Below are 19,608 nucleotides of genomic sequence, written 5' to 3' on the forward strand. Positions count from 1 at the left end.
GATAACGGATGAGCGTGTTTGATCATTTTGCAAAAGAAGAACGTCCCTTTGCGGAACGGGCGCTGGAAATGCTGACGCTGGTAGAGCGGAAGCAGGCCATGCGCCTTACTGATTTTGTGGACCCCAGACAATTGCTGATTTTAAAAAGCTTGTGCTCGCAAGTTCGCGATGTGAAAATATCCGCCAGCGGAGGCTATGAAGGCGCGGAACGCGTGCGTGTGATCATCCACCCGGAGTACATGGAGGTCGAGCAGGACGACTACCGACTCGCCCTTTTGGCGATTCAGGCAGATCAACGCTTTCACACGCTGGAGCATCGCGATGTGATGGGAGCTGTCCTGAGTGCCGGGATGAAGCGGGAAAAATTCGGCGACATGCTGACGGACGCCGGGACTTGCTATGTCATTGCGGCGGAGGAAGTGGTTGACTTCGTTTGCCTGCAAGTCACGCAGATTCACCGTACTTCCGTGCAGGTTGAACGCGTGGCGTGGGAGTCGTTCACGCCGCCTGCTGCCCGCCTGGTCGAAAAGACAATTACCGTTCCTTCGCCGCGAATGGATGCGGTGATCGGAGAAGTGCACAACATGTCCCGGGCAAAAGCACTGGTCCCGATTCGCGCAGGCAAAGTCAAGGTCAACTGGAAAGTGACCGAAGATCCGTCGACTCAGCTTGCAGAAGGCGACATGGTGTCACTTGCCGGCTTCGGACGGTTCAAAATCATCGAGGTAACAGGAACAACCCGCAGTGGAAGACTTCGCATGATTGTCGGACTGGTTACATAAAATGAAGCAGGCCGCAAAAAAATGTAAAATAAGGCAGGAAACAAAGCCGATTCTGTCGAAACCATAAGTACGAATTATCGGGAAAAGTGGGGGGTTCATGTGCCATTAACGCCATTGGATATACACAATAAAGAATTTAGCACAGGCTTTCGCGGGTACAACGTCGACGAAGTAAACGAATTTCTCGATCAGGTGATCAAGGACTTCGAACTTCTCATTAAAGAGAAAAAGGAACTGGAAGAACGAATCGCTATTCTCAATGAGCGTGTGGACCATTATAAGAGCTTGGAAGAAAACTTGAGCAAATCGATTCTGGTCGCCCAGGAGACAGCGGAGGACGTCAAGTCCAATGCCCGCAAGGAAGCACAGCTGATTTTGAAGGAAGCAGAGAAAAACGCGGATCGGATTGTCAACGAAGCGTTGGCCAAATCCCGGAAGATTGCCATCGAAATCGAAGAATTGAAAAAACGCGCGTCCGTGTACCGCATGCGCTTCCGCACTCTTTTGGAAGCACAGTTGGAAATGCTGGAGCAGGGCGCCTGGGATGATATCGAGCAGGCTGATTCTGCGGTCGCTGTTGAATAAAACATTGACGATGTGCCGATATTGGTACTATAATGTAAAACAACTTTGTCAAAAAAATCAGCCCATATAAACATGAGACGATGAACGGGAAGAGTACGCGGAACAGCACTGCCAAAGAGAGTCGGGACCAGGTGAAAACCCGACCAGTTGCCCCGCCGAAAATCACCCGGGAGTTCAATATCCGAAAGCTTATGCCGCGAGTTTGCGACGGCATCGGCGAGTAAGTGAGCGAGTCATTCCCGTTACGAATGAACGAGTGGAATCAATCACGCCTGCTTTGTATGAGCAGCGATTTGGTTCAATCAGGGTGGTAACACGGGAGCTTTCTCTCGTCCCTTTTTGGGGATGGGAGAAGGCTTTTATTTATTTTCTAGGAGTGAATCAGGCTATGGACTACAGCAAAACCTTATCGCTACCAAAAACCGATTTCCCGATGCGCGGAAACTTGCCAAGCCGCGAGCCGCAAATGCAGGAGAAATGGGAAGAGCAAAACATTTACCAACAAGTGCTTGCGCGTACCGAAGGCCGTCCTTCGTTCGTTCTGCATGACGGACCTCCGTATGCCAACGGAGATATTCATATCGGGCACGCACTGAACAAAATTCTCAAAGACTTCATCGTTCGCTACAAGTCCATGGCCGGCTTCTACGCGCCGTATATTCCGGGCTGGGATACGCATGGATTGCCGATCGAGCAGGCGATTGTCAACGCACAAGGTCTGGATCGCCGCAGCATCGAGGTAAACGACTTCCGCAAGCGTTGCGAAGAGTATGCCTGGTCTTACATTGACAAGCAGCGCGACCAGTTCAAGCGTCTGGGTGTTCGCGGCGATTGGGAAAATCCGTATGTGACGCTTCTCCCTGAGTATGAAGCCAACCAAATTCGCGTTTTTGGCGAGATGGCGAAAAAAGGCTACATCTACAAAGGGCTGCGTTGTGTATACTGGTCCCCGTCTTCTGAGACCGCACTGGCGGATGCTGAAATCGAGTACAAGGACAAGCGTTCTCCGTCCATTTACGTCAGCTTCCAGGTAGCAGATGGCAAAGGCAAGCTGGATACAGAGACAGGCGTTGTCATCTGGACGACGACACCTTGGACGATCCCGGCCAACCTGGCGATCTCGCTCCATCCTGAACTGGAGTACAACGTCGTAAAAGCAGACGGCCGCAAATTCCTCGTTGCCAACGGACTGATCGAGGCGGCAAGCAAGGAAATCGGCTGGGAAGGCGTGGAAATTGTCGCCAGCTTCAAAGGTCAGGAGCTGGAAGGCGTATTGACCAAGCACCCGATCTACGACCGCACATCCCCATTGATCCTCGGAGAACACGTGACGCTCGATGCAGGTACGGGTTGCGTGCATACCGCTCCTGGACACGGGGAAGACGACTTTGCCGTCGGACAAAAATACAATCTGGGTGTACTTTGCCCTGTCGACCACGAAGGAAAAATGACCAGTGAAGCACCGGGTTTCGAAGGTCTTTTCTACGAGGATGCGAACAAGGTCATCACCGAAAAGCTGAAAGAAAATGGAGCGCTCTTGAAGCTGAGCTTCTTCACGCACTCCTACCCGCATGACTGGCGCACGAAAAAGCCGGTTATCTACCGTGCGACAGAACAGTGGTTTGCTTCCATCGACGGCTTCCGCGCACAAATGCTGGAAGCGATCAAAAACGTGAAGTGGATTCCGCATTGGGGAGAAACCCGCCTGGCGAACATGATTGCAGATCGTGGCGACTGGTGCATTTCCCGTCAACGCGTATGGGGTGTTCCGATCCCGATTTTCTACTGCAAATCTTGCAATGAGCCAATCATCAACGACGCGACGATCAACCATATCGCCGAGTTGTTCCGCAAAGAAGGTTCTTCTGCCTGGTTTGCCCGCGAAGCAAACGAGCTGGTTCCGGAAGGTCTTGCTTGCAGCAAATGCGACTGCAAAGATTTCCGCAAAGAGACAGACATCATGGACGTATGGTTCGACTCCGGCTCTTCCCACCAGGCTGTTCTGCGCGAGCGCGGCATCGCTTGGCCGGCTGACATGTACCTGGAAGGTTCCGACCAGTACCGCGGCTGGTTCAACTCCTCTCTGTCTACGGGAGTTGCGGTTTATGGCACGGCTCCGTACAAGGCTGTCCTGAGCCACGGTTTTGCTCTCGACGGGGAAGGCCGCAAAATGTCCAAGTCGCTTGGCAACACAGTAGTGCCGCAACAAGTAATCGACAAGCTGGGCGCCGATATTTTGCGCCTGTGGGTAGCCTCTGTTGATTATCAGGCAGACGTGCGCATTTCTGACGCGATCCTGAATCAGATCGCCGAAGTGTACCGCAAAATCCGCAACACGTTCCGCTTCCTGCTCGGCAACCTGGACGGATTCGACCCGGCAAAAGACCGCGTAGCCTATGAGCAGCTGGGCGAGTTGGACCGTTATGTGCTGGCAAAAGCGGCGAAAGTCGTGAAGCGTTCCCGCAAGGCATACGACGAATACCAGTTCCACACCGTTTTCCATGCGGTGCACAACTTCTGCGTCATCGACTTGTCTGCTTTCTACCTGGACATCTGCAAAGACCGTCTGTATGTAGAAGCACCTGACAGTGTAAAACGCCGCGCAGCACAAACCGTCATGTACGATTGCCTGCTCAGCCTGGTGAAGCTGGTAGCGCCGCTCTTGCCGCATACCGCTGACGAAGTGTGGGCGTTCATTCCGGGAGTGTCCGAACAAAGCGTGCAGCTGACAGACATGCCAGAAGGCGACGAGCAGCACCTGAGCTTCTCCGCAGAGGCAGAAAGCAAGTGGGACGCTTTCCTCGCTGTACGCGATGAAGTGCTCAAAGCCATGGAAGAAGCGCGCCGCAACAAAGTATTCGGAAATTCCGTGGATGCCAAGCTGGCGCTGTATCCGCAAACGGAAGAAGCAGCGAAAGCATTGGCTGCCATGGACGATCTGGCTGACCTGTTCATCGTCGCTCACGTCGATCTGCACGCCCAGGGCGAAGCAGCTCCGGCAGAGGCAGCACAACTCGAAGGCATCGCAGTTGTCGTCTCGGCGGCTGACGGTGAAAAATGCGAGCGTTGCCGCGTCGTGAAGCAAGACGTGGGTACACGCGAAGCGCATCCATCGCTCTGCGTGCGCTGCGCAGACATCGTGGAACAACACTACGCACATGTAAGCGAATCGTAATGATTTCAAACCTGCCATTCCAATCGGGGTGGCAGGTTTTTTGTGCTTGCATGCGATGGTTATTTCCCCACTGCTGAGCCATACTACCTGTTGAGGAAACCAAACAAAGGTGGTGCCCGATTTGGATCACAGAATGCTGGCCAGCTTCAGGGAAAAACTGCTGGAGCAGAAAAAAGAACTCGAAGATCGCGTGCAAGATCACTACGGCATGCGAGAACCGATGACTACCTCCTTGCAGGAATTTTCCATGTACGATAACCATCCGGCAGATATAGGCAGTGAAATGTTTGAACGCGAAAAAGATTTGGCTCTCGACAGCCTTGACCGGGAGACGCTGAAAGAAATCGACCAGGCGCTGACCCGGATGGAAGAAGGGACATACGGCCTCTGCACGGTCTGTGGCGAGCCCATTCCGCACGAGAGGCTGGAAGCATTGCCCCAGGCGCAAACGTGCAAGGAACACGCTCCTGCCCCGCATGTGAACGAGTCGCGACCGATCGAGGAAGAGTTTTTGCAGCCGCCTTTTGGTCGCACATCGCTCGATGAAAAAGAGGGGCAGAACGGCTTTGATGGAGAAGACGCCTGGCAAATCGTCGAGTCGTGGGGCACGTCCAGCACCCCGTTCTCCTTCCAGGAAGGCGACAAAGCCGATTATGGCGAGATGTACATCGAAAGCGACGAGCCGGACGGGTATGTCGAAGCGGTAGAAGAAATCGGCTACACCGACATGGACGGCTACCACGGGCCGGACAGTGTTCACTTCATGCGCAGCGAAACATACGAGGATTACATGCGAAAAGGCGAAGGAAAAGGGAATTTCCTTTCCTACGACGAGTACGAAGAGCAAATCGAGCAGCGCGAGGGACGCGATGACCTCGTTTGATCGGCGTTTCCTGATCGAGCGCGTCGAAACTTATCCACTCCTGTATCGCTTGCCGCAAGCATACGGTGACGCCAATGGGTACAAGCGCTATCGCAGCACGTTTCTCGTCCGCATCATCACACGAGCTGGCATCGATGGGTGGGGGGAAATCGTCGACTGGTTGCCGACATTGGACAGAGGGTTTCGGGAACGGATCATCCCGTTTTTGCTAGGCAAGGACGCTTCTGACCGACTGATGATCGCGGATGTGATCAGCAAATGGCATCAGCGATCGGCTTCAGGCGTCAGCATGGCTTTGAGCGAGATTGTCGCCAAAGCGGCGAACATGTCTGTCTGTCAGCTATGGGGCGGGGCGATTCATCGCACCATCCCTGTTTACGCCTCTTTTCAGTCTTACTCCGAGCGTGAAGACTGGATCGAGCATTCGCTCAGCCAAGTGGCAGCGGTGACAGAAGCGGGCTTTTCCAAAGTCAAAGTAAAAATCGGCGGACGCTCGGTTCAGGAAGATCAGCGACACATTGCCCGGATGATGGATATGCTGCCAGAGGAGGTTCAGGTAGCGCTTGACGCCAATCAAAGCTACGACCTGGCAACGACGAGACAGTGGACGCGGCTTTTGGATCGCTATGCCAACTGGATGTGGCTGGAAGAGCCGATGCCGATGGAGCATGTCGACGAATACGCCAAGCTGCGGGCCGCTCTGCCGATTCCGCTTGCGGGGGGCGAAAATTTGATTCGCTGCACGCACTATTTGGCTTTGTTCAGGCAAGGAGCGATTGACATCGCGCAGCCGGACGTATTGCATACGGAAGGAATCGAGAGCTACCGGATCATGCTGCAAGCAGCGCGGCAGTTTGGCTACCGGGTATCGCCCCATACTTTTGACGGCGGCTTGGCGCGATTGTATACGCTGTTTGCGCAAGCTTGTCTGCCGGCCTGGAGCAAAATGGACAGCGAGCCGATTGAGCCGATCGAGTGGGATGTGATGGAAAATCCGTTCACAGCTCTCTTTCCCCTTTATCCAGTCAACGGCGAAGTGAACGTCCCTGATGGACCGGGAATCGGACTTGCACCGAACTGGGAAATTATCAACGCGATGCGCTGGGATGGCAGCGTCTATGCGTGAGATGAGGAGTTTCGTATGGCACAAAATGCGAAAAACCTGATAGGGCTGACGGGAATCCCGCTGGTGATGGTGTTGGGCAACTCGATGCTCATTCCCGTCTTGCCCACGATGAAAAACAAAATGCACCTAACCTCCCTGCAAACCAGTCTGCTCATTACAGCCTTTTCGATTGCCGCGGGGATTGTGATTCCGCTGGCAGGATACTTGTCTGACCGTTTTGGCCGGAAGATCGTCATCTTGTTTTCGCTGGCTCTGTACGGGGTAGGGGGGCTTTTGGCAGGACTTGGGGCGATGTGGCTGGATCAGCCGTACATGCTGATCATGGGAGGACGGGTTTTGCAGGGGATTGGGGCAGCAGGGACGGCGCCGATTGCCATGGCACTGGTGGGCGATCTGTTTGAGGGAGCTTCGGAGAGCAAAGCGCTCGGCTTGATGGAGACTTCGAACGGATTGGGCAAAGTGTTGAGTCCGATTTTTGGCTCCTTGCTCGCCTTGATTTCCTGGTACATGGTCTTCCTCGCGTTTCCGATTATTTGCGGGGCGGTTCTTGTACTGTTTCTGTTTTTGACAAAAGAAAAGAAGCAAGAACGCAAGCCGCTTGTCATCAAGCAGTATTTGCACAGGATCGGAGAAGTGTTCAAGCAGCACGGAAAATGGCTGATCCCCGCGTTTTTTATCGGCAGCATTTGTTTGTTCACGCTGTTCGGCGTGTTGTTCTACCTGTCCGATCTGCTGGAAGAAAAGTACAAGATCGACGGTGTCATCAAAGGCGGATTTTTGGCGATCCCGCTTTTGGTCATGAGTATTGCTGCCTATTTGACGGGAGTCATTATTCGCAAAAAGCTCGGCCTCATGCGCCTGTTTGTGATCATCGGGATGTTTTTGCTGTCGGCATCGTATATACTGGCCAGCTTCGTCAAAGGCGCCTATGTGCTGATCGGGATTCTCATCATTGGGAGCATCGGGACGGGAATGATCTTGCCGTGCCTCAATTCGATGATTGTCGGAGCGGTGCAGAAAGCCGAGCGGGGGATGATTACATCCCTGTACAGCGGAGTGCGTTTTATGGGGGTAGCGGTCGGGCCGCCCGTGTTTACGTGGCTGCTCGGGATTTCGCGAAACGTCATGTTCTTTTCCATCGCCGGTCTGTCGCTCGTGTTCGGGGTAGTGGCGATTTTCCTGTTGAAGCCCAAGCAAGCTGAGCAGACCGGGCAGAGCACGGAGCAGGATGCTGCCAAAGAGCAAGAGACGAAAGCATGGCGGCAAATCTCCGAGGTGCTCGGAATCGAACCGGAGACCGAGCAGGAAAAGCGGCGTGCGAATGCGCTCAAAAAGTACGGCCTTGATGTGAACGATCTGTTTGCACGCCTGTTGTCCGGGAAAAAGGAAAAAGAAAAAAATTAAAAACAGGCAGTCCTGCCGCAGTCTCTCACCAGAAAGGGAGGGCTTGCAGTTCGGACATGCCTGTTTTTGTTCACCTGACGCTTGAAAGAAAAGCTTGCTCACTGGCCGGAGTGGGCCGCAAACGGATGCCGCAGGGCGCGCTCCAATGTCAACGGATACACGTCGTCGCGCAAAATCCGGCTAAACTGCTCGTCGTTCTTGATGTCCCGGGGAATATCCGCGAACATGACCGTCTCCTGGACGTCAGCACCGGGAGGGTTCTTTTCGTATGTAAGCACTTTTGCGATGTAAATATCTTTTCGTTGCCCGCCGCTCAGCGTGTACTGCCCGATACGCTCAATGCCTTCGAGGACAGCACCTGTCTCTTCATACACTTCCCGTACGGCGGCCGCCAGACTGCTTTCGCCAGGCTCGACTTTTCCGCCGGGCAGCTCCACACCGCGGCTGCGATGACGGGTAAACAGCAGCTTGCCTTGATAAAAGGGAACGATGAGCACGTGCCCAGCCGGGTGAGAGCGATACTCGTCCGGATCGAAGGTAAGCTGCACAGGCAAACCGAAATCATCTGAAAAAACGTACAAGAACAGCGCTCCTTTCTAAGCTCAAAACGGAGTAGACGAGCGGCCGTGCATGGAAATATGCTTGACGGCTTTCATAGCCTGCCCGACAGCCAGTGACAGGCTGGCATAGGCAGCGCCGTTGGTGACGTCACCCAAGCCGTATATCCACGCATCGTCGGATCGTTGAAAATCGTCTGTCTTCAAATAGCCGTCTCCAAACATGGTCAATCCATCCAACCCGGCGCAATTGCCATGGACTCCAATGCGCGGCAAAATCCAGTCGACCAGCAAGTGTTGCGGATTTTCCGGCCGACGCGAAGCCAATGTCAACCATAGCCGGTCTTCGCGGTGCAAAAAGCCGCTCACTTCCGTCTCCCACAGAACGGTCAAATTGGGGAGCGCGGCCATTTTGCGCAGCCAATCGGGTCGGGCACGCAGATGGTTGCTGCGGATCAGCAAGGTGACGTGGCGAGCATGCTTGGTGAGGTTCACGGCACTCTCGACAGCGCGATCTCCGCCGCCAATCACAGCCAAGTCCAGTCCAGCTACCGACGTAGCCTCCGCCGTCGTGGAGAAGGAGGGTGGCAAGACGCGGGGGCAGCCGTCCAGAGCCGGAATTTGGTTAGGGGCAACACCAGTGGCAACGAGCAAATAGTCTACGCGATAGAGCGCTTTGGAAGTCGTCACGGTTTTGGCGACCCGATCGATGGCTACCAGCTCTTCTTCAAAGCGGACAGCCAGTTTTTGCACGGAAGGATGCCGGGACAAATCTTCCAGCAAAGAAGCCCCTTGCGCATACACACGCGGAGGAAAATCCCAAATTTCATTGTGAATTTGATGCAACTGGCCGCCGAGCCGATCTGTTTTTTCTACCAGCAAACAAGACAACCCCAATCGTTGGCACCAAATAGCGGCAGACAACCCCGCGATGCCGCCGCCTGCGATCAGCACCTGTACGTGTTCCACTCTCCAGTCCCCCGATCTTTTCTTTTTCCGGTTTTCCCAATAGTTTTAGACTACCTGTTTCGTTTAAGGAGTGCAAGGACTCGCCGCTAAAACGACAAAACAGGTGCGATCCCTCGGGCATCAGCTACAATCTGACAGCAGAATGTGGTAAAATAGGACATGCTTTTCCAGAATAATAAAAAAAATGAATAGAATTGTGACACCATGCATGTGAAAAGGAGTGAACCTGCGTGCAGGCCAAGAACGAAAAACAAAGGGCCCCTGTGAAACAGCCGCGTACACGCAAAAAACGCGGACAGCGAAGCAAGCGGATGTATCTGCTCTTGGCTGCGTGCCTGTTTCTCTGCTTGCTGGCGGTCGGGGCGGGATACGCGCTCAACAAGGTCGACCAGACACTGGAAGTCGTGACGGAAGATCCGTACAAGCTTCCCGATCAGCCCGTCGTCGAGCAGCCGTATGAGGATAAGAAATCGATTGCGTTCGTCATTGTCGGGGTGGACACGCGGAAAAACATCGGGATGCTGAACACAGACGTACTGGTTGTCGCGGTCGCGAATCCTGTGACGAAAAAAGTGACGATGGTATCCTTGCCGCGCGACACGCGGGTCGAGATTCCCGGATACCCAGGTTATCACAAGATCAATGAAGTTTTTGCACTTGGCGAAGGTCAGAAAAAGCTGGCAGAAAGCAAAGGCAAACCTGTGACGGAAAACGGTATGACGATGCTCAAGAAAACGCTGGAGCATATGTTTGGAATCTCTGTCGGCCATTACGTCCAGCTCGACTTCGAGGGCTTTACGGCAGCGGTTGACAAGCTTGGCGGCGTCAAGGTAGATGTGGATCGCGATCTCGTCTATGAGCTTCCCAAGCAAGGCGTCTACCGAAATTTGAAAAAGGGAACCCAGGTGCTGAATGGCGAACAGGCTTTGGGCTTTGTCAGACACCGGATCGACAGGCGCGGCAGTGCTTACAATTCGAGCGACTTTGACCGCAACCGCCGTCAACAGCAAGTGATTCGCGCAGTAGCGGACAAAATGATCTCGATGGACGGAGTTACCCGTCTGACATCGGTGATGGAAACGGTTGGACAGCATATTAAAACAGATTTGTCGAAGGATCAAATCAAAGGCATGGCCATGGATTTCGGCACGATTTCTTCGGATAATATCGTCTCGCTGGAAAACGGGGCGATCTGGAGCTCGCCGTATTCCTTGTGGCCGCGGGAGAACATGCAGGCGGTCCGCAGTACGCTGCAAAAGGAACTGGGCGTAGCCGAATCAACGAACCAACTGAGCAACGCGTCGGTTGCGGAAGTTGCCAAGATCGAGATGAAAACAGAGACAAGGCCGACGACGCCAAAGCCGTCCACTTCATCCCCGACCAAAGAAACGAAGCCAAAATCGGAGAAACCGACAACCCCGGCAGCTAAACCGGAAACGACGCCAGAGCCAACTCCCGTACCGGATGGAGGAAACGGGCAGTCCGGCGAGACGTACCCGAGCGACATGCCGCCTCCTGACATTATCGCGCCGCCAGCACCCGCGCCAGATGTCAGTGACAATGGGCAGACATAATGATTTTTGTGCACCCTTCCCAAAGCGAGCCACATATACTGCCAAAAACGGGCGTATGTCAGCTTGAGGGAAGGAGGCCACGTCCTTGAAAAATTGGCAAGAGACGTTGAAGCAGTTGCAAAAGGCTTCGCAAAGCCTGGGAAAATTAAATCTGGACAAAGAGCATCCGTGGGGTGCTTTGCGCCAGATGAATCAAATCATGGACGCGAGTTTTTGGGAAAATGTAGCGGCACTCAGCAAACAAACGCCGAATCAGACAACGACCTCTACCACGAAGACGACGAAGGTCGTGCAGACCAGCCAAAAGAGCGCGAAACAGCCCAAAGGCAAGCCAGTGCGGGTCGTGCAGGAGGAAGAAACGACTGATTATCCTGTCACGGATGTGTTCTTGTCGGAGCAAGCGGTAATCGTCTGCTGCGAATTGCCGGGCTTCGCGCGCGACAGCCTGGAGTTGGCACTGGTCGAGCAAAAGCTGCTCGAAATCAAAGGGGAAGTCAAAGAGCCGAATTACAACGGCGCGTGCGTGAAAACAGAGAGGAGCTACGGCTCTTTTCAACGGAATATCGAGCTACCAGCTCCGGTGGTCGCAAAAGGAATGAAAGCACAGTACCAGGATGGCTTGCTGGAAATCATTTTGCACCGTGATGCGGACTATCGGGAGCGAAAAACGACATTCAAGGCGAAGCTGTAGGGGAGGACTTCACGTACCTCCTCTTTTTTGCGGTTTCCCGAGGCGAAAAGGAGGCATGTCCGCCTGCGGGCAAAAACAGTGCTAATGAAAGCCATTAACACTGTTCGTTCATATATTCCCTACCAGCGGCTGATCGACAATGCTCGGATCAAGCGTATTGGTTGCATTGGCGCCGTTGATCGTATTGACGACATTGCCCGTATTGCCGCCCCCAGAGCCGGAAAAGGTTTTCGTTGCGCTTTTCGGGGAGATGTTCAAGGTATCCCCGAAGTTGACAGTTCCCGAGTTGCTGTTGATATTGACAGCTCCCACCACGGAAGGCACTGGTTAATCCCCTCTCTTCGGCTTTGGTTCGTCGCGAAGCAAATGCCGGATATTTTTCACGCGTGTTTCCAGGGTCAGGCATTCGGTGGAACCGATATGGATCACGGAAGATGCCGCAGCGAACGGCACGTCGACTTTTCGCACGCGCAGATGTGTGCAGTCGTGAAACGTATCGATGCATATCGGCTCCTCGGGGCAAGGAGCTGCTAACGGAACGCTGAACACATCGTAATCGGCAAAAGGCAGTTCATTTTTGAAAAAAATCGCTTTTTCCCGTTGAATCGCCAAAATATTGGCTTGGGTATGCACTTGCCTGGAATCGCCAAGTTGCAAAACAGAGGAAGAATCGATGGAGATGCTGCTCAACTTTTTGACGTGGCTTGTTCTTCGGTACAACAGCTGTCGCCTCCTTATGGCGGAGTGAGCGCGGTATCAACCGGGACCGCTCCAATGATCATCGATTCTGGCGGAGTTTCATAAATGGACAGCAGTTTGACCGTTGTTGTATCTCCAATGAACAAGGATGCAGAGGATGACAAGGCATCAATCGAAAGCTTGCCGACGCAGACGGCACCATTTATCACCTGGTAGATCATATCAGGGTTCGTTCACCTCGCGAGGCAGATTTTTGACGAAGCTCTCACACGTTTTTTCGATATCCCGCTTGACCTTCTGGACTATTTTTGGCACCAAGGCGTCGATTTGTTCCGGCTCCAGGTCATCGGCGGGAAGCTGATTGACGTAATAGCGGATGCGCTGATCAATTTGCTTTTTGATATCGTCCAATATAAAAGCCCGGTAGTCGTCATTCAGTGGATATCCGCACTCTTCTTCGATTCGTTCCAGCACGTGATAGGCGTCCGACTCCAGGTAGCGGTATATTTCTTTTTGCACGCGGTCAAACAGCGGCGAGTTTTTTTGCTCGTCAGACGGCACATTCATCGTCTGATTGATGGAAAGCTCGCCGATTCCCGAATCGTTGCCTTTCGGGTTGAGACCGATATTGAGCGTTCCTTCTAGCCGTTCCACCTTCAACAGATCAAACTTGTACTCGTTTTTGATTACAGAAGGAACCTGTTTCTCTTTCAAGTCTTTGATATCTTGCTGCAATTCTTCTATCATTTGCTTCATTTTCTCGATTTTTTTGTTCTGTGTTTGTATATAGTCATGTAACTGTTGCAAATACTGCATCACTTCGGAACCGATGTACATGACGATCATCCTTCTTCATCAAACATAAAGCTGGTCAGCGTGAAGGCTCAACCAATGGGACAAGCGGAATAAATTCTGCCGAAGAAGTCTCGGGCAACGGTCCGGCTGCGGGGGCCGGCTCCGTGAATCCGCCTGTGTTGTAAAGCTGGGATAGCGGCTTGATGATGCCGGCACTGCCGATTTGACAAACCGATGAGTTGGTTATGCCATCAATCTTCAAATTGTGGATGACGATGTTTTGATGAATAAAAAAATTCATGGAAAATCCCGTCCCTCTGCCGCAGAATCGCTCGTATCCTCCACGAAGATGGGAAGTTCGTTGCTGGTCGTTTCGTTCACGTAGACTACGCTGCGCGGAATCTTGAACGAAAGATTGGTGCCAGAGTTGAACGAGCCTCCTCCTGCAAAGGTTTTGGAGTAGCTGACAGGGGAAATTCTCCGGACGTCTCCGACATTGAAGACGCCGCTTATGCTGTTTACATTGATGACCCCAACAATGGCTGGCATCTTCGACACATCCTTTTTACGAAAGAGCCTTTCTGTATTGTATGTGGGAGGGCACTGGGTGTTCATACCTGTTTTTGGGTTCGCGGTCCGCGCTGGGCAGTGCAGGCATACAATACAAAATCCCGCATAGAGCAAAAGTGCGATGAAGGAAAAAGGAGAACGAGCAGAATGAACATGAAAGTCAACAATAAAAAGATTGCGCTTGGAGACATCAAAGTAGGGGGCGTGCAGCAGTCATCGCTTGTTTTGATCGGAGATGCGGACGTGATCAGTTGCACATCGGTTTTTGACACGCCAAAAGACTCGCTCATCTACAGCAAAGAGGTACCGATTCGACCGACGACACCACCAGCACCAACAAGACGAGGCCGATGACAGCCTCGCCTAACGGGATGAACCATATTTGTGCTCGAAGTGGCCAAGAGCGAGCAACGGCCAGATGAAGCGATAGCTGTGATAGGCAAAATACGTGCCGCCAGGCCGTCCGCCTCCTGTCGGATACGTGACAGACCAGCTCGTCGCCTGACTTTGCCGGGATAAAAAGTCGATCCCTCGCAAAATCGGGGGCGTAGGCTCAGGGGAGACGGCGATGAGAGCATCGAGCGCCCAGGCTGTTTGGGAAGGCGTGCTTGCGCCGAGAGCGACGTATGTTTTTTTCTCGTCGCTGTGGCATGATTCGCCCCAGCCCCCGTCAGCGTTTTGCGTGCCGAGCAGCCAGGCGACAGCCTTTTGGACCGCGGGGTGAGTGGACGTTACACCGACTGCGGCAAGTCCGGTAATCGCCGCCCATGTTCCGTACACATAGGCAATCCCCCAGCGACCGTACCACGACCCGTCCGCTTCCTGATGGGTGAGCAGCCAGCGAACGGCTTTTTGCACAGGGGCGTCGCTTTCCTTGTACCCGGCGTATCGACCGAGAAACTCCAATGTTCTTCCGGTCAAATCAGCAGAGGAAGGATCGGTGCTGACCGTATCTGACCCCTCAATCGGCAAGTTGCGGATCAGGGCGGAGTCTGTATTTTTCTCAAAGGCAGGCCAGCCGCCATCGTCGTTTTGCATGGACAAAATCCAGTCGAGTCCGCGCTTCCAGGCGGCGGCTGTCGTTTTGTCCAGCCGCGATTGGGCGCGTAATGCCCGCAAAGCGGCTGTCGTATCGTCGATGTCGGGGTTCAGCGTGTTGAAGTCGGAAAAACCCCAGCCTCCCGGGTGTCCTGCCGGATTGCGAATTTTCCAGTCGCCGTACGTATGTTGCTGTTTCGCAAGCAAGTAGCGGTTGGCTGACGCGATAGCAGGGTGATTGGCGGACAGGCCGCTTTGCTGGAGAGCGTGTGCCAGGAGGGAAGTATCCCAGACGGCGGAAGTCGCCAGTTGCAGGTGAGAGCCTTCCGGCGTTTGGCATACGCTGTCGCGCAGCCCGACGACCGCTTTCGCGATGTGCGGATCGCGGGGAGAATAGCCGCGGGCAAGCAGGGCAAAGACCATGAAAAAGGTGGAGGTGGAGTAGTTGTACAGCGTTCCGTCGGCTTCCACGCGAGCCAACATAAACTGCTCCAGTCTGCGCAGCGATAGCTCGTGCAGCAAGCCGGGCAGCAAAGGCAGGCGCATGACATGCTCGTGGATCGAAGCAAGGAAAGGCTGGCCGCCACGGGCAAAACGATCCAGCAAGCGGTGCGGATAAAGGCCGGGAGAGATCGGAGCCGTCACGTACAAATCAGACAAATCGGGCGTGTCCGCCGTTCCTTTGGCAAACTTGCGGTCGGCAACAATCATCATCGGGGCGAGATGCACGCGGGCATATCCGACAAAATCGTAAAAGCTGACAGGCGAGGAAGGGGGCAGCAAGGCAATTTCTACAGGCACGAGAAAATGAGCGGGCCACTTGTACTGTCCGGTCAGGGCAGCGGCAAATTTGGTCAGCAAATTGGCTTCGGTCAGTCCGCCTTTGGCGCGAATGAACTCGCGAGCGGGAACCAGGCGAGGATCATTTTTTTGGTAGCGGCGCGAGAACAGCAGGGCGTAGTAACAGTCCAGCGTCGTCGACAAATTCCCTTCCGCCTCGTCCGGATACAGCTTCCAGGCGCCATTTTCCTGCTGGAGAGCGGCAATGCGGGTCGCAAGTCCATCGATCAATCGCTCATCATCAATTCCGAGCGTGCGCAATAGGATGATCATGTGAGCGTCAGTCGTCGGGGAGCTTTCCAGACAAAAGCGCCAGGAGCCATCCTGTTTTTGCTGGCTGAGGAGCAGAGACTGAATGCGGTTGATTTCTTGCCGTACTTGCAGCAATGACAAACACCTCCATCACACATGCTTTTGCCAGAGGGGAGGGACGAATGATGGGCCGGGCATGGCAAACGTACGCGACTCTGTGGCCGCTTGCACGCGAGCTTGGAAAAGGAAAGCGAGCGAGTCAGGCTGCCAATCCCCTCATAAAAAAAGACCAGGACACGGTCACGGACATTCGCAACAAAACAAAGGAAAGCAACGGCGACAATCTGGACAGGACGAGCGCCTATTTGGCTTTTTTTCGCCGGCATCCCGAAGTTCATTGGGCACTTTTGGCGCATCTCGTTTCGCGCAATGCCGGATGGAGCATGACAGATTTGCGCGGCGAACTGCTGCCCAGGCTGCTTTCCACAAAAGAACAGCACGACTATTTTTCTTTTTTGGAGCGGGGCAACTGGCTTATTTTTCAAGATGCCTACCCTCAATTACTACTGTATGAGGAGAGCGTCAAGCGCCAGACCAATCTTTTTCACCTCCTGCCCCAATTCGGCGTCTCCCGCTTCATGCAAGCGCTCTGGAACCACTTCTGGGAGAAAGGCGACAGCAAGCTGCTCACTATTGGGCTGATTGTGAACGAGCAAAACTATTTGGAGACGCAGATGATGGGAGATGCGACGTACCGCCATAGCGTGGTCAAAACGTGGCCTTTTGCCTTGCAGGAAGTGCTTCGGCTCAACTTGATCTTGTTTCCGTACGAAGCGGAGGGACGGTCAAACGCTCCGTTGCGGCTGCTCGGCGATCAAGTGCTTCAGTTTGCCTCGCTGGTTGAACGAATCGAGTTGGGCAAACGACTGTACAGCCTTTTGTATCGCGACACGAAAACCAGGGAGGGAGTAGAGAAGTGGGCAGAGCAGAAGCCACATTCCGGCTCCCGCAAAGATTTTTGGCCGCACCTGTTCCACGATTTGCGCGAGACAATGCCAGGGAAGCCGTATCAAAAAACGGTGCGCGGGTGCGCGCTTTTGCCTGGCGCCAAGCGACTCTACTCTCCTGCGCTGCGCCAAGCATGGCAACGGGTACAGCACGAAGCGCCAAAGGACATAGACTGGTACGAAGGCAGCAAAGGCGTCATGCGGCAACTGGCATTCGCCGCAGCAGATACACCGCCTGTTTTGGCCGATGCAGAAGGCGTCTATTGCCAGGCGATTGAAAAAATCGAGCTGGCTGTGCTGGCAAAAGGGAAAATCTTTGGCTCGATGTAGTAGAATAGAGACAGATTGAACACAGGGAGAAGAGCATGCATGAAAGTCGTCATAGCAGAAAAACCGGACCAGGCCATGAAGCTTGCCAGTCCTTTTGCCCATAGAAAACAACAAGGCTTCGTTGAAGTGCACCCGAATCGGATGTTTCCGAAAGGAGCCTTTTTTACTTGGGCGGTCGGGCATATTTGTGAACTGGTGCCGCCGGAAGCCTACAACCCGGCGTGGAAAAAGTGGTCGCTTGCCACACTGCCTTTAGTGCCGCAATCGTTTCAGCACCAGGTGATGAAGTCAAAAGCGAAGCAGTTTGGCATCATCAAACAGCTGTTGAAGCGTTCAGACGTGACCGAAATCATCCATGCGGGCGACGCCGGGCGCGAAGGGGAGCTGATTGTCCGCACGATTGTCGAGATGTGCAAAGTGCGCAAACCGATGAAGCGGCTGTGGATTTCCTCCCTGACGGAGAAAGCCGTAACCGCAGGCTTCGCGGCCTTGCTTGAGGAGACAGAGACGCGCAATCTGTACCATGAGGCGTACAGCCGCTCTTGTGCGGATTGGCTGGTAGGCATGAATGCATCGCGCGTCTATACGTTGTTGTTGCAGCAAAGAGGGATCAAAGACGTCTTTTCGGCGGGACGGGTCCAGACGCCAACGCTCGCACTGGTGGTCAAGCGGGAAAAAGAAATCGCGGCGTTCAAGCCGGAGCCTTTCTGGGAAGTCAAGGCGACGTTTGCCATCGGCAAGAAGCGCTACGAAGGCGTCTGGCACAAAGAAGACGGGGAGTCGCGCATCCTCGATCCGCAGTTGGCAGAGCGGATTGCCGCTTTTTGCCGGGACAAGCCAAGCGAGGTTAGCGAGGTGGAAACCGAGCGCAAAGAATTTTTGCCGCCTTATTTGTTCAATCTGTCCTCGTTACAGGCGACGGCGAATAAAATGTTCAAGTATTCGCCGCAAAAAACGTTGGAGATTGCGCAAAAGCTGTACGTGAAGGGGCTTTTATCCTATCCGCGCTCCGACTCGTCTTTTGTCACCCAGGAGGAGGCGAAGACGTTTCCCGACATTTTGAACAAACTGTCGAAGCAGCCGGAGTACCAGCCACACTTTCCTTTGGCGAAAGCATCCATCGCCTCGGACAAACGGTACGTCAACCAAAAAAAGGTGACCGATCACTATGCGATCATCCCAACCGAGCAAGTGCCGACCGTTTCCAGGCTGAGCGACGAGGAGCGAAAAATTTACGACCTGGTGGCAAGACGCCTCATTGCCGCGCATCAGGAAAGCGCCTTGTTTGACTATACGACGGTGAACACGCTGGTCGACGGCCGCGCCGTTTTCATCAGCAAAGGCAAGGTGCAAATCAGGGCTGGCTGGCGCGAAGTGTTGTTTGATGAGGAAAAGGATGACAAGGAAGCTGTGCTGCCTCCGCTTGCCAAAGGCGAGACGGGGAAAGTGCACAAAGTAGAAGCCAAAGAAAGCAAGACCCAGCCGCCCAAACGCTACACGGAAGGCCAACTGATCACGCTGATGAAGACAGCCGGGAAGCACCTCGACAATCAGGAGCTGGAAAAGGTGCTGATGAAGACAGAAGGCTTGGGGACAGAGGCGACCAGAGCTGGGATCATCAACATGCTCAAGGAACGCAAGTATATTGAAGTCCGCAAAAACCAGGTGTTCGCAACGCAAAAAGGGACGCTGCTCATCGACGTCATCGGCGACAAAATTCTCGCTTCCCCGGAAATGACAGCCAGATGGGAGCAGCGCCTTCAGGAAATCGGGCAGGGCGATGCTTCCGCGCAAGTTTTCATGGAACAGGTGCGCAAGCTCTCGCACAAGATCGTCGAGGATGCCGTCGAGCAGTCCCGCGAATGGAAGCTGGAAGCGTACGACGTCGAAGCATTGCCCACATCCAAGCAGGCGTCCAAGTTTTCCATCGGCTCGAAAGTGGCTGCTTGCCGGGCGTGTGGCGGCGATCTCGTAGACAAGGGAGAGTTTTACGGGTGCGCCAACTATAAAAAGTCCCAGTGTACCGTCACTATTTCCAAGACGATCATGGGGAAAAAAATTACTCCGGCTGCGGCCAAAAAGCTGATGGAAACAGGCAAGACCAATCTGATCAAAGGCTTTGTCAAAGGGAAAGAGCGCTTCGACGCGTACTTGCAGTGGGATGAAGCGGACAAAAAGGCGAAAGTCAGCATGCCAGCCTTGGCGGAAAAAAATGCATAGAAGAAAAAGACATCATTTTGAAACTTGCTTGCGTAAGTAACGTAGATACATGTATAGAGGGTTCGGCAAATGTGGGCCGAATTACCCAGCACGTATTGAGGGAGGAAATCA

The 19,608-nt window shown here is 53.7% G+C and carries 20 protein-coding genes and 1 other annotated feature; of the genes, 11 read left to right on the plus strand and 9 right to left on the minus strand.

Annotated elements, in window-relative coordinates:
- The first annotated feature begins 8 nt into the window (after positions 1-8).
- The 6 genes from IRJ17_RS14925 to IRJ17_RS14950 all read left to right on the plus strand — a co-directional run bounded on the left by IRJ17_RS14925 (position 9) and on the right by IRJ17_RS14950 (position 7,955).
- Positions 9-782 (plus strand): YlmH family RNA-binding protein, encoded by a 774-nt coding sequence (locus IRJ17_RS14925; RefSeq protein WP_173599286.1) that lies wholly within the window; start codon positions 9-11, stop codon positions 780-782.
- A gap of 99 nt (positions 783-881) precedes the next feature.
- Entirely contained in the window at positions 882-1,367 is a 486-nt protein-coding gene (locus tag IRJ17_RS14930) for a DivIVA domain-containing protein (protein ID WP_122965019.1), read from the plus strand.
- 71 nt (positions 1,368-1,438) lie between these two features.
- Positions 1,439-1,707: a binding site (T-box leader), on the plus strand.
- A gap of 48 nt (positions 1,708-1,755) precedes the next feature.
- Complete coding sequence (ileS, locus tag IRJ17_RS14935; RefSeq protein WP_122965020.1) at positions 1,756-4,542, plus strand: isoleucine--tRNA ligase; 2,787 nt, start codon at positions 1,756-1,758, stop codon at positions 4,540-4,542.
- Between the two features lie 121 nt (positions 4,543-4,663).
- Positions 4,664-5,425, plus strand: a complete 762-nt coding sequence (locus IRJ17_RS14940; protein WP_174769208.1) for a TraR/DksA C4-type zinc finger protein — start codon at positions 4,664-4,666, stop codon at positions 5,423-5,425.
- On the plus strand, positions 5,412-6,551 hold the full coding sequence (locus IRJ17_RS14945) for a mandelate racemase/muconate lactonizing enzyme family protein (RefSeq protein ID WP_242770982.1): 1,140 nt from the start codon (positions 5,412-5,414) through the stop codon (positions 6,549-6,551). The genes IRJ17_RS14940 and IRJ17_RS14945 overlap by 14 nt, the downstream gene beginning before the upstream one ends.
- A gap of 15 nt (positions 6,552-6,566) precedes the next feature.
- Positions 6,567-7,955, plus strand: coding sequence for an MFS transporter (locus IRJ17_RS14950; RefSeq protein ID WP_122965023.1), 1,389 nt, complete (start codon positions 6,567-6,569; stop codon positions 7,953-7,955).
- A gap of 98 nt (positions 7,956-8,053) precedes the next feature.
- On the opposite strand, the gene IRJ17_RS14955 is transcribed toward IRJ17_RS14950, so the two are convergent.
- Entirely contained in the window at positions 8,054-8,536 is a 483-nt protein-coding gene (locus IRJ17_RS14955) for an NUDIX domain-containing protein (protein WP_173597044.1), read from the minus strand.
- Between the two features lie 21 nt (positions 8,537-8,557).
- Complete coding sequence (locus IRJ17_RS14960; RefSeq protein WP_242770984.1) at positions 8,558-9,481, minus strand: NAD(P)/FAD-dependent oxidoreductase; 924 nt, start codon at positions 9,479-9,481, stop codon at positions 8,558-8,560.
- 230 nt (positions 9,482-9,711) lie between these two features.
- Here IRJ17_RS14960 and IRJ17_RS14965 point away from each other — a divergent pair, with 230 nt between their 5' ends.
- Both IRJ17_RS14965 and IRJ17_RS14970 read left to right on the plus strand, forming a co-directional pair.
- A complete protein-coding gene (locus IRJ17_RS14965; RefSeq protein ID WP_242770986.1) occupies positions 9,712-11,055 on the plus strand; it encodes an LCP family protein in 1,344 nt (447 codons plus the stop codon).
- Positions 11,056-11,140: 85 nt separating this feature from the next.
- Positions 11,141-11,746 carry an Hsp20/alpha crystallin family protein gene (locus IRJ17_RS14970; protein WP_122965027.1) on the plus strand — a complete coding sequence of 202 codons (606 nt, stop codon included), beginning with the start codon at positions 11,141-11,143 and terminating at the stop codon, positions 11,744-11,746.
- 108 nt (positions 11,747-11,854) lie between these two features.
- On the opposite strand, the gene IRJ17_RS14975 is transcribed toward IRJ17_RS14970, so the two are convergent.
- Genes IRJ17_RS14975 through IRJ17_RS15000 form a run of 6 tightly spaced genes read right to left on the minus strand, consistent with a single transcriptional unit; the run spans position 11,855 to position 13,789 of the window.
- On the minus strand, positions 11,855-12,070 hold the full coding sequence (locus IRJ17_RS14975) for a spore germination protein (RefSeq protein WP_063230417.1): 216 nt from the start codon (positions 12,068-12,070) through the stop codon (positions 11,855-11,857).
- 3 nt (positions 12,071-12,073) lie between these two features.
- The gene (locus IRJ17_RS14980; RefSeq protein WP_122965028.1) at positions 12,074-12,466 is read right to left on the minus strand and encodes a spore germination protein GerPE; all 393 of its coding nucleotides are present in this window, start codon (positions 12,464-12,466) and stop codon (positions 12,074-12,076) included.
- Between the two features lie 14 nt (positions 12,467-12,480).
- Positions 12,481-12,666 carry a spore gernimation protein gene (locus tag IRJ17_RS14985; RefSeq protein ID WP_122965029.1) on the minus strand — a complete coding sequence of 62 codons (186 nt, stop codon included), beginning with the start codon at positions 12,664-12,666 and terminating at the stop codon, positions 12,481-12,483.
- A gap of 1 nt (position 12,667) precedes the next feature.
- Positions 12,668-13,282 (minus strand): spore germination protein GerPC, encoded by a 615-nt coding sequence (gerPC, locus tag IRJ17_RS14990; protein ID WP_217021517.1) that lies wholly within the window; start codon positions 13,280-13,282, stop codon positions 12,668-12,670.
- A gap of 34 nt (positions 13,283-13,316) precedes the next feature.
- On the minus strand, positions 13,317-13,541 hold the full coding sequence (locus IRJ17_RS14995; RefSeq protein WP_173597046.1) for a spore germination protein GerPB: 225 nt from the start codon (positions 13,539-13,541) through the stop codon (positions 13,317-13,319).
- The gene (locus IRJ17_RS15000) at positions 13,538-13,789 is read right to left on the minus strand and encodes a spore germination protein (RefSeq protein WP_063230422.1); all 252 of its coding nucleotides are present in this window, start codon (positions 13,787-13,789) and stop codon (positions 13,538-13,540) included. The genes IRJ17_RS14995 and IRJ17_RS15000 overlap by 4 nt, the downstream gene beginning before the upstream one ends.
- 168 nt (positions 13,790-13,957) lie before the next feature.
- Between IRJ17_RS15000 and IRJ17_RS15005 the strand changes: the two genes are divergently transcribed.
- Entirely contained in the window at positions 13,958-14,164 is a 207-nt protein-coding gene (locus IRJ17_RS15005) for a hypothetical protein (RefSeq protein ID WP_242770988.1), read from the plus strand.
- 9 nt (positions 14,165-14,173) lie between these two features.
- On the opposite strand, the gene shc is transcribed toward IRJ17_RS15005, so the two are convergent.
- Positions 14,174-16,075 (minus strand): squalene--hopene cyclase, encoded by a 1,902-nt coding sequence (gene shc / locus IRJ17_RS15010; RefSeq protein WP_242770990.1) that lies wholly within the window; start codon positions 16,073-16,075, stop codon positions 14,174-14,176.
- Positions 16,076-16,125: 50 nt separating this feature from the next.
- Between shc and IRJ17_RS15015 the strand changes: the two genes are divergently transcribed.
- The gene (locus IRJ17_RS15015; protein WP_242770992.1) at positions 16,126-17,277 is read left to right on the plus strand and encodes a DUF2515 domain-containing protein; all 1,152 of its coding nucleotides are present in this window, start codon (positions 16,126-16,128) and stop codon (positions 17,275-17,277) included.
- A gap of 39 nt (positions 17,278-17,316) precedes the next feature.
- Positions 17,317-19,497, plus strand: a complete 2,181-nt coding sequence (locus IRJ17_RS15020) for a DNA topoisomerase III (protein WP_122965033.1) — start codon at positions 17,317-17,319, stop codon at positions 19,495-19,497.
- The last annotated feature ends 111 nt before the right edge of the window (positions 19,498-19,608 follow it).

The sequence above is a fragment of the Brevibacillus parabrevis genome (assembly GCF_022701015.1).
GTDB lineage: Bacteria > Bacillota > Bacilli > Brevibacillales > Brevibacillaceae > Brevibacillus > Brevibacillus parabrevis.

Excerpts from the sequence above, each read along its gene's own strand:
- IRJ17_RS14925 (WP_173599286.1), top strand. The coding sequence starts at position 9 with ATGAGCGTGTTTGATCATTTTGCAAAAGAAGAACGTCCCTTTGCGGAA.
- ileS (WP_122965020.1), top strand. The coding sequence starts at position 1,756 with ATGGACTACAGCAAAACCTTATCGCTACCAAAAACCGATTTCCCGATG.
- IRJ17_RS14945 (WP_242770982.1), top strand. The coding sequence starts at position 5,412 with ATGACCTCGTTTGATCGGCGTTTCCTGATCGAGCGCGTCGAAACTTAT.
- IRJ17_RS14950 (WP_122965023.1), top strand. The coding sequence starts at position 6,567 with ATGGCACAAAATGCGAAAAACCTGATAGGGCTGACGGGAATCCCGCTG.
- IRJ17_RS14985 (WP_122965029.1), bottom strand. The coding sequence starts at position 12,666 with ATGATCTACCAGGTGATAAATGGTGCCGTCTGCGTCGGCAAGCTTTCG.
- gerPC (WP_217021517.1), bottom strand. The coding sequence starts at position 13,282 with ATGTACATCGGTTCCGAAGTGATGCAGTATTTGCAACAGTTACATGAC.
- IRJ17_RS14995 (WP_173597046.1), bottom strand. The coding sequence starts at position 13,541 with ATGAATTTTTTTATTCATCAAAACATCGTCATCCACAATTTGAAGATT.
- IRJ17_RS15000 (WP_063230422.1), bottom strand. The coding sequence starts at position 13,789 with ATGCCAGCCATTGTTGGGGTCATCAATGTAAACAGCATAAGCGGCGTC.
- IRJ17_RS15005 (WP_242770988.1), top strand. The coding sequence starts at position 13,958 with ATGAACATGAAAGTCAACAATAAAAAGATTGCGCTTGGAGACATCAAA.
- IRJ17_RS15015 (WP_242770992.1), top strand. The coding sequence starts at position 16,126 with ATGGGCCGGGCATGGCAAACGTACGCGACTCTGTGGCCGCTTGCACGC.
- IRJ17_RS15020 (WP_122965033.1), top strand. The coding sequence starts at position 17,317 with ATGAAAGTCGTCATAGCAGAAAAACCGGACCAGGCCATGAAGCTTGCC.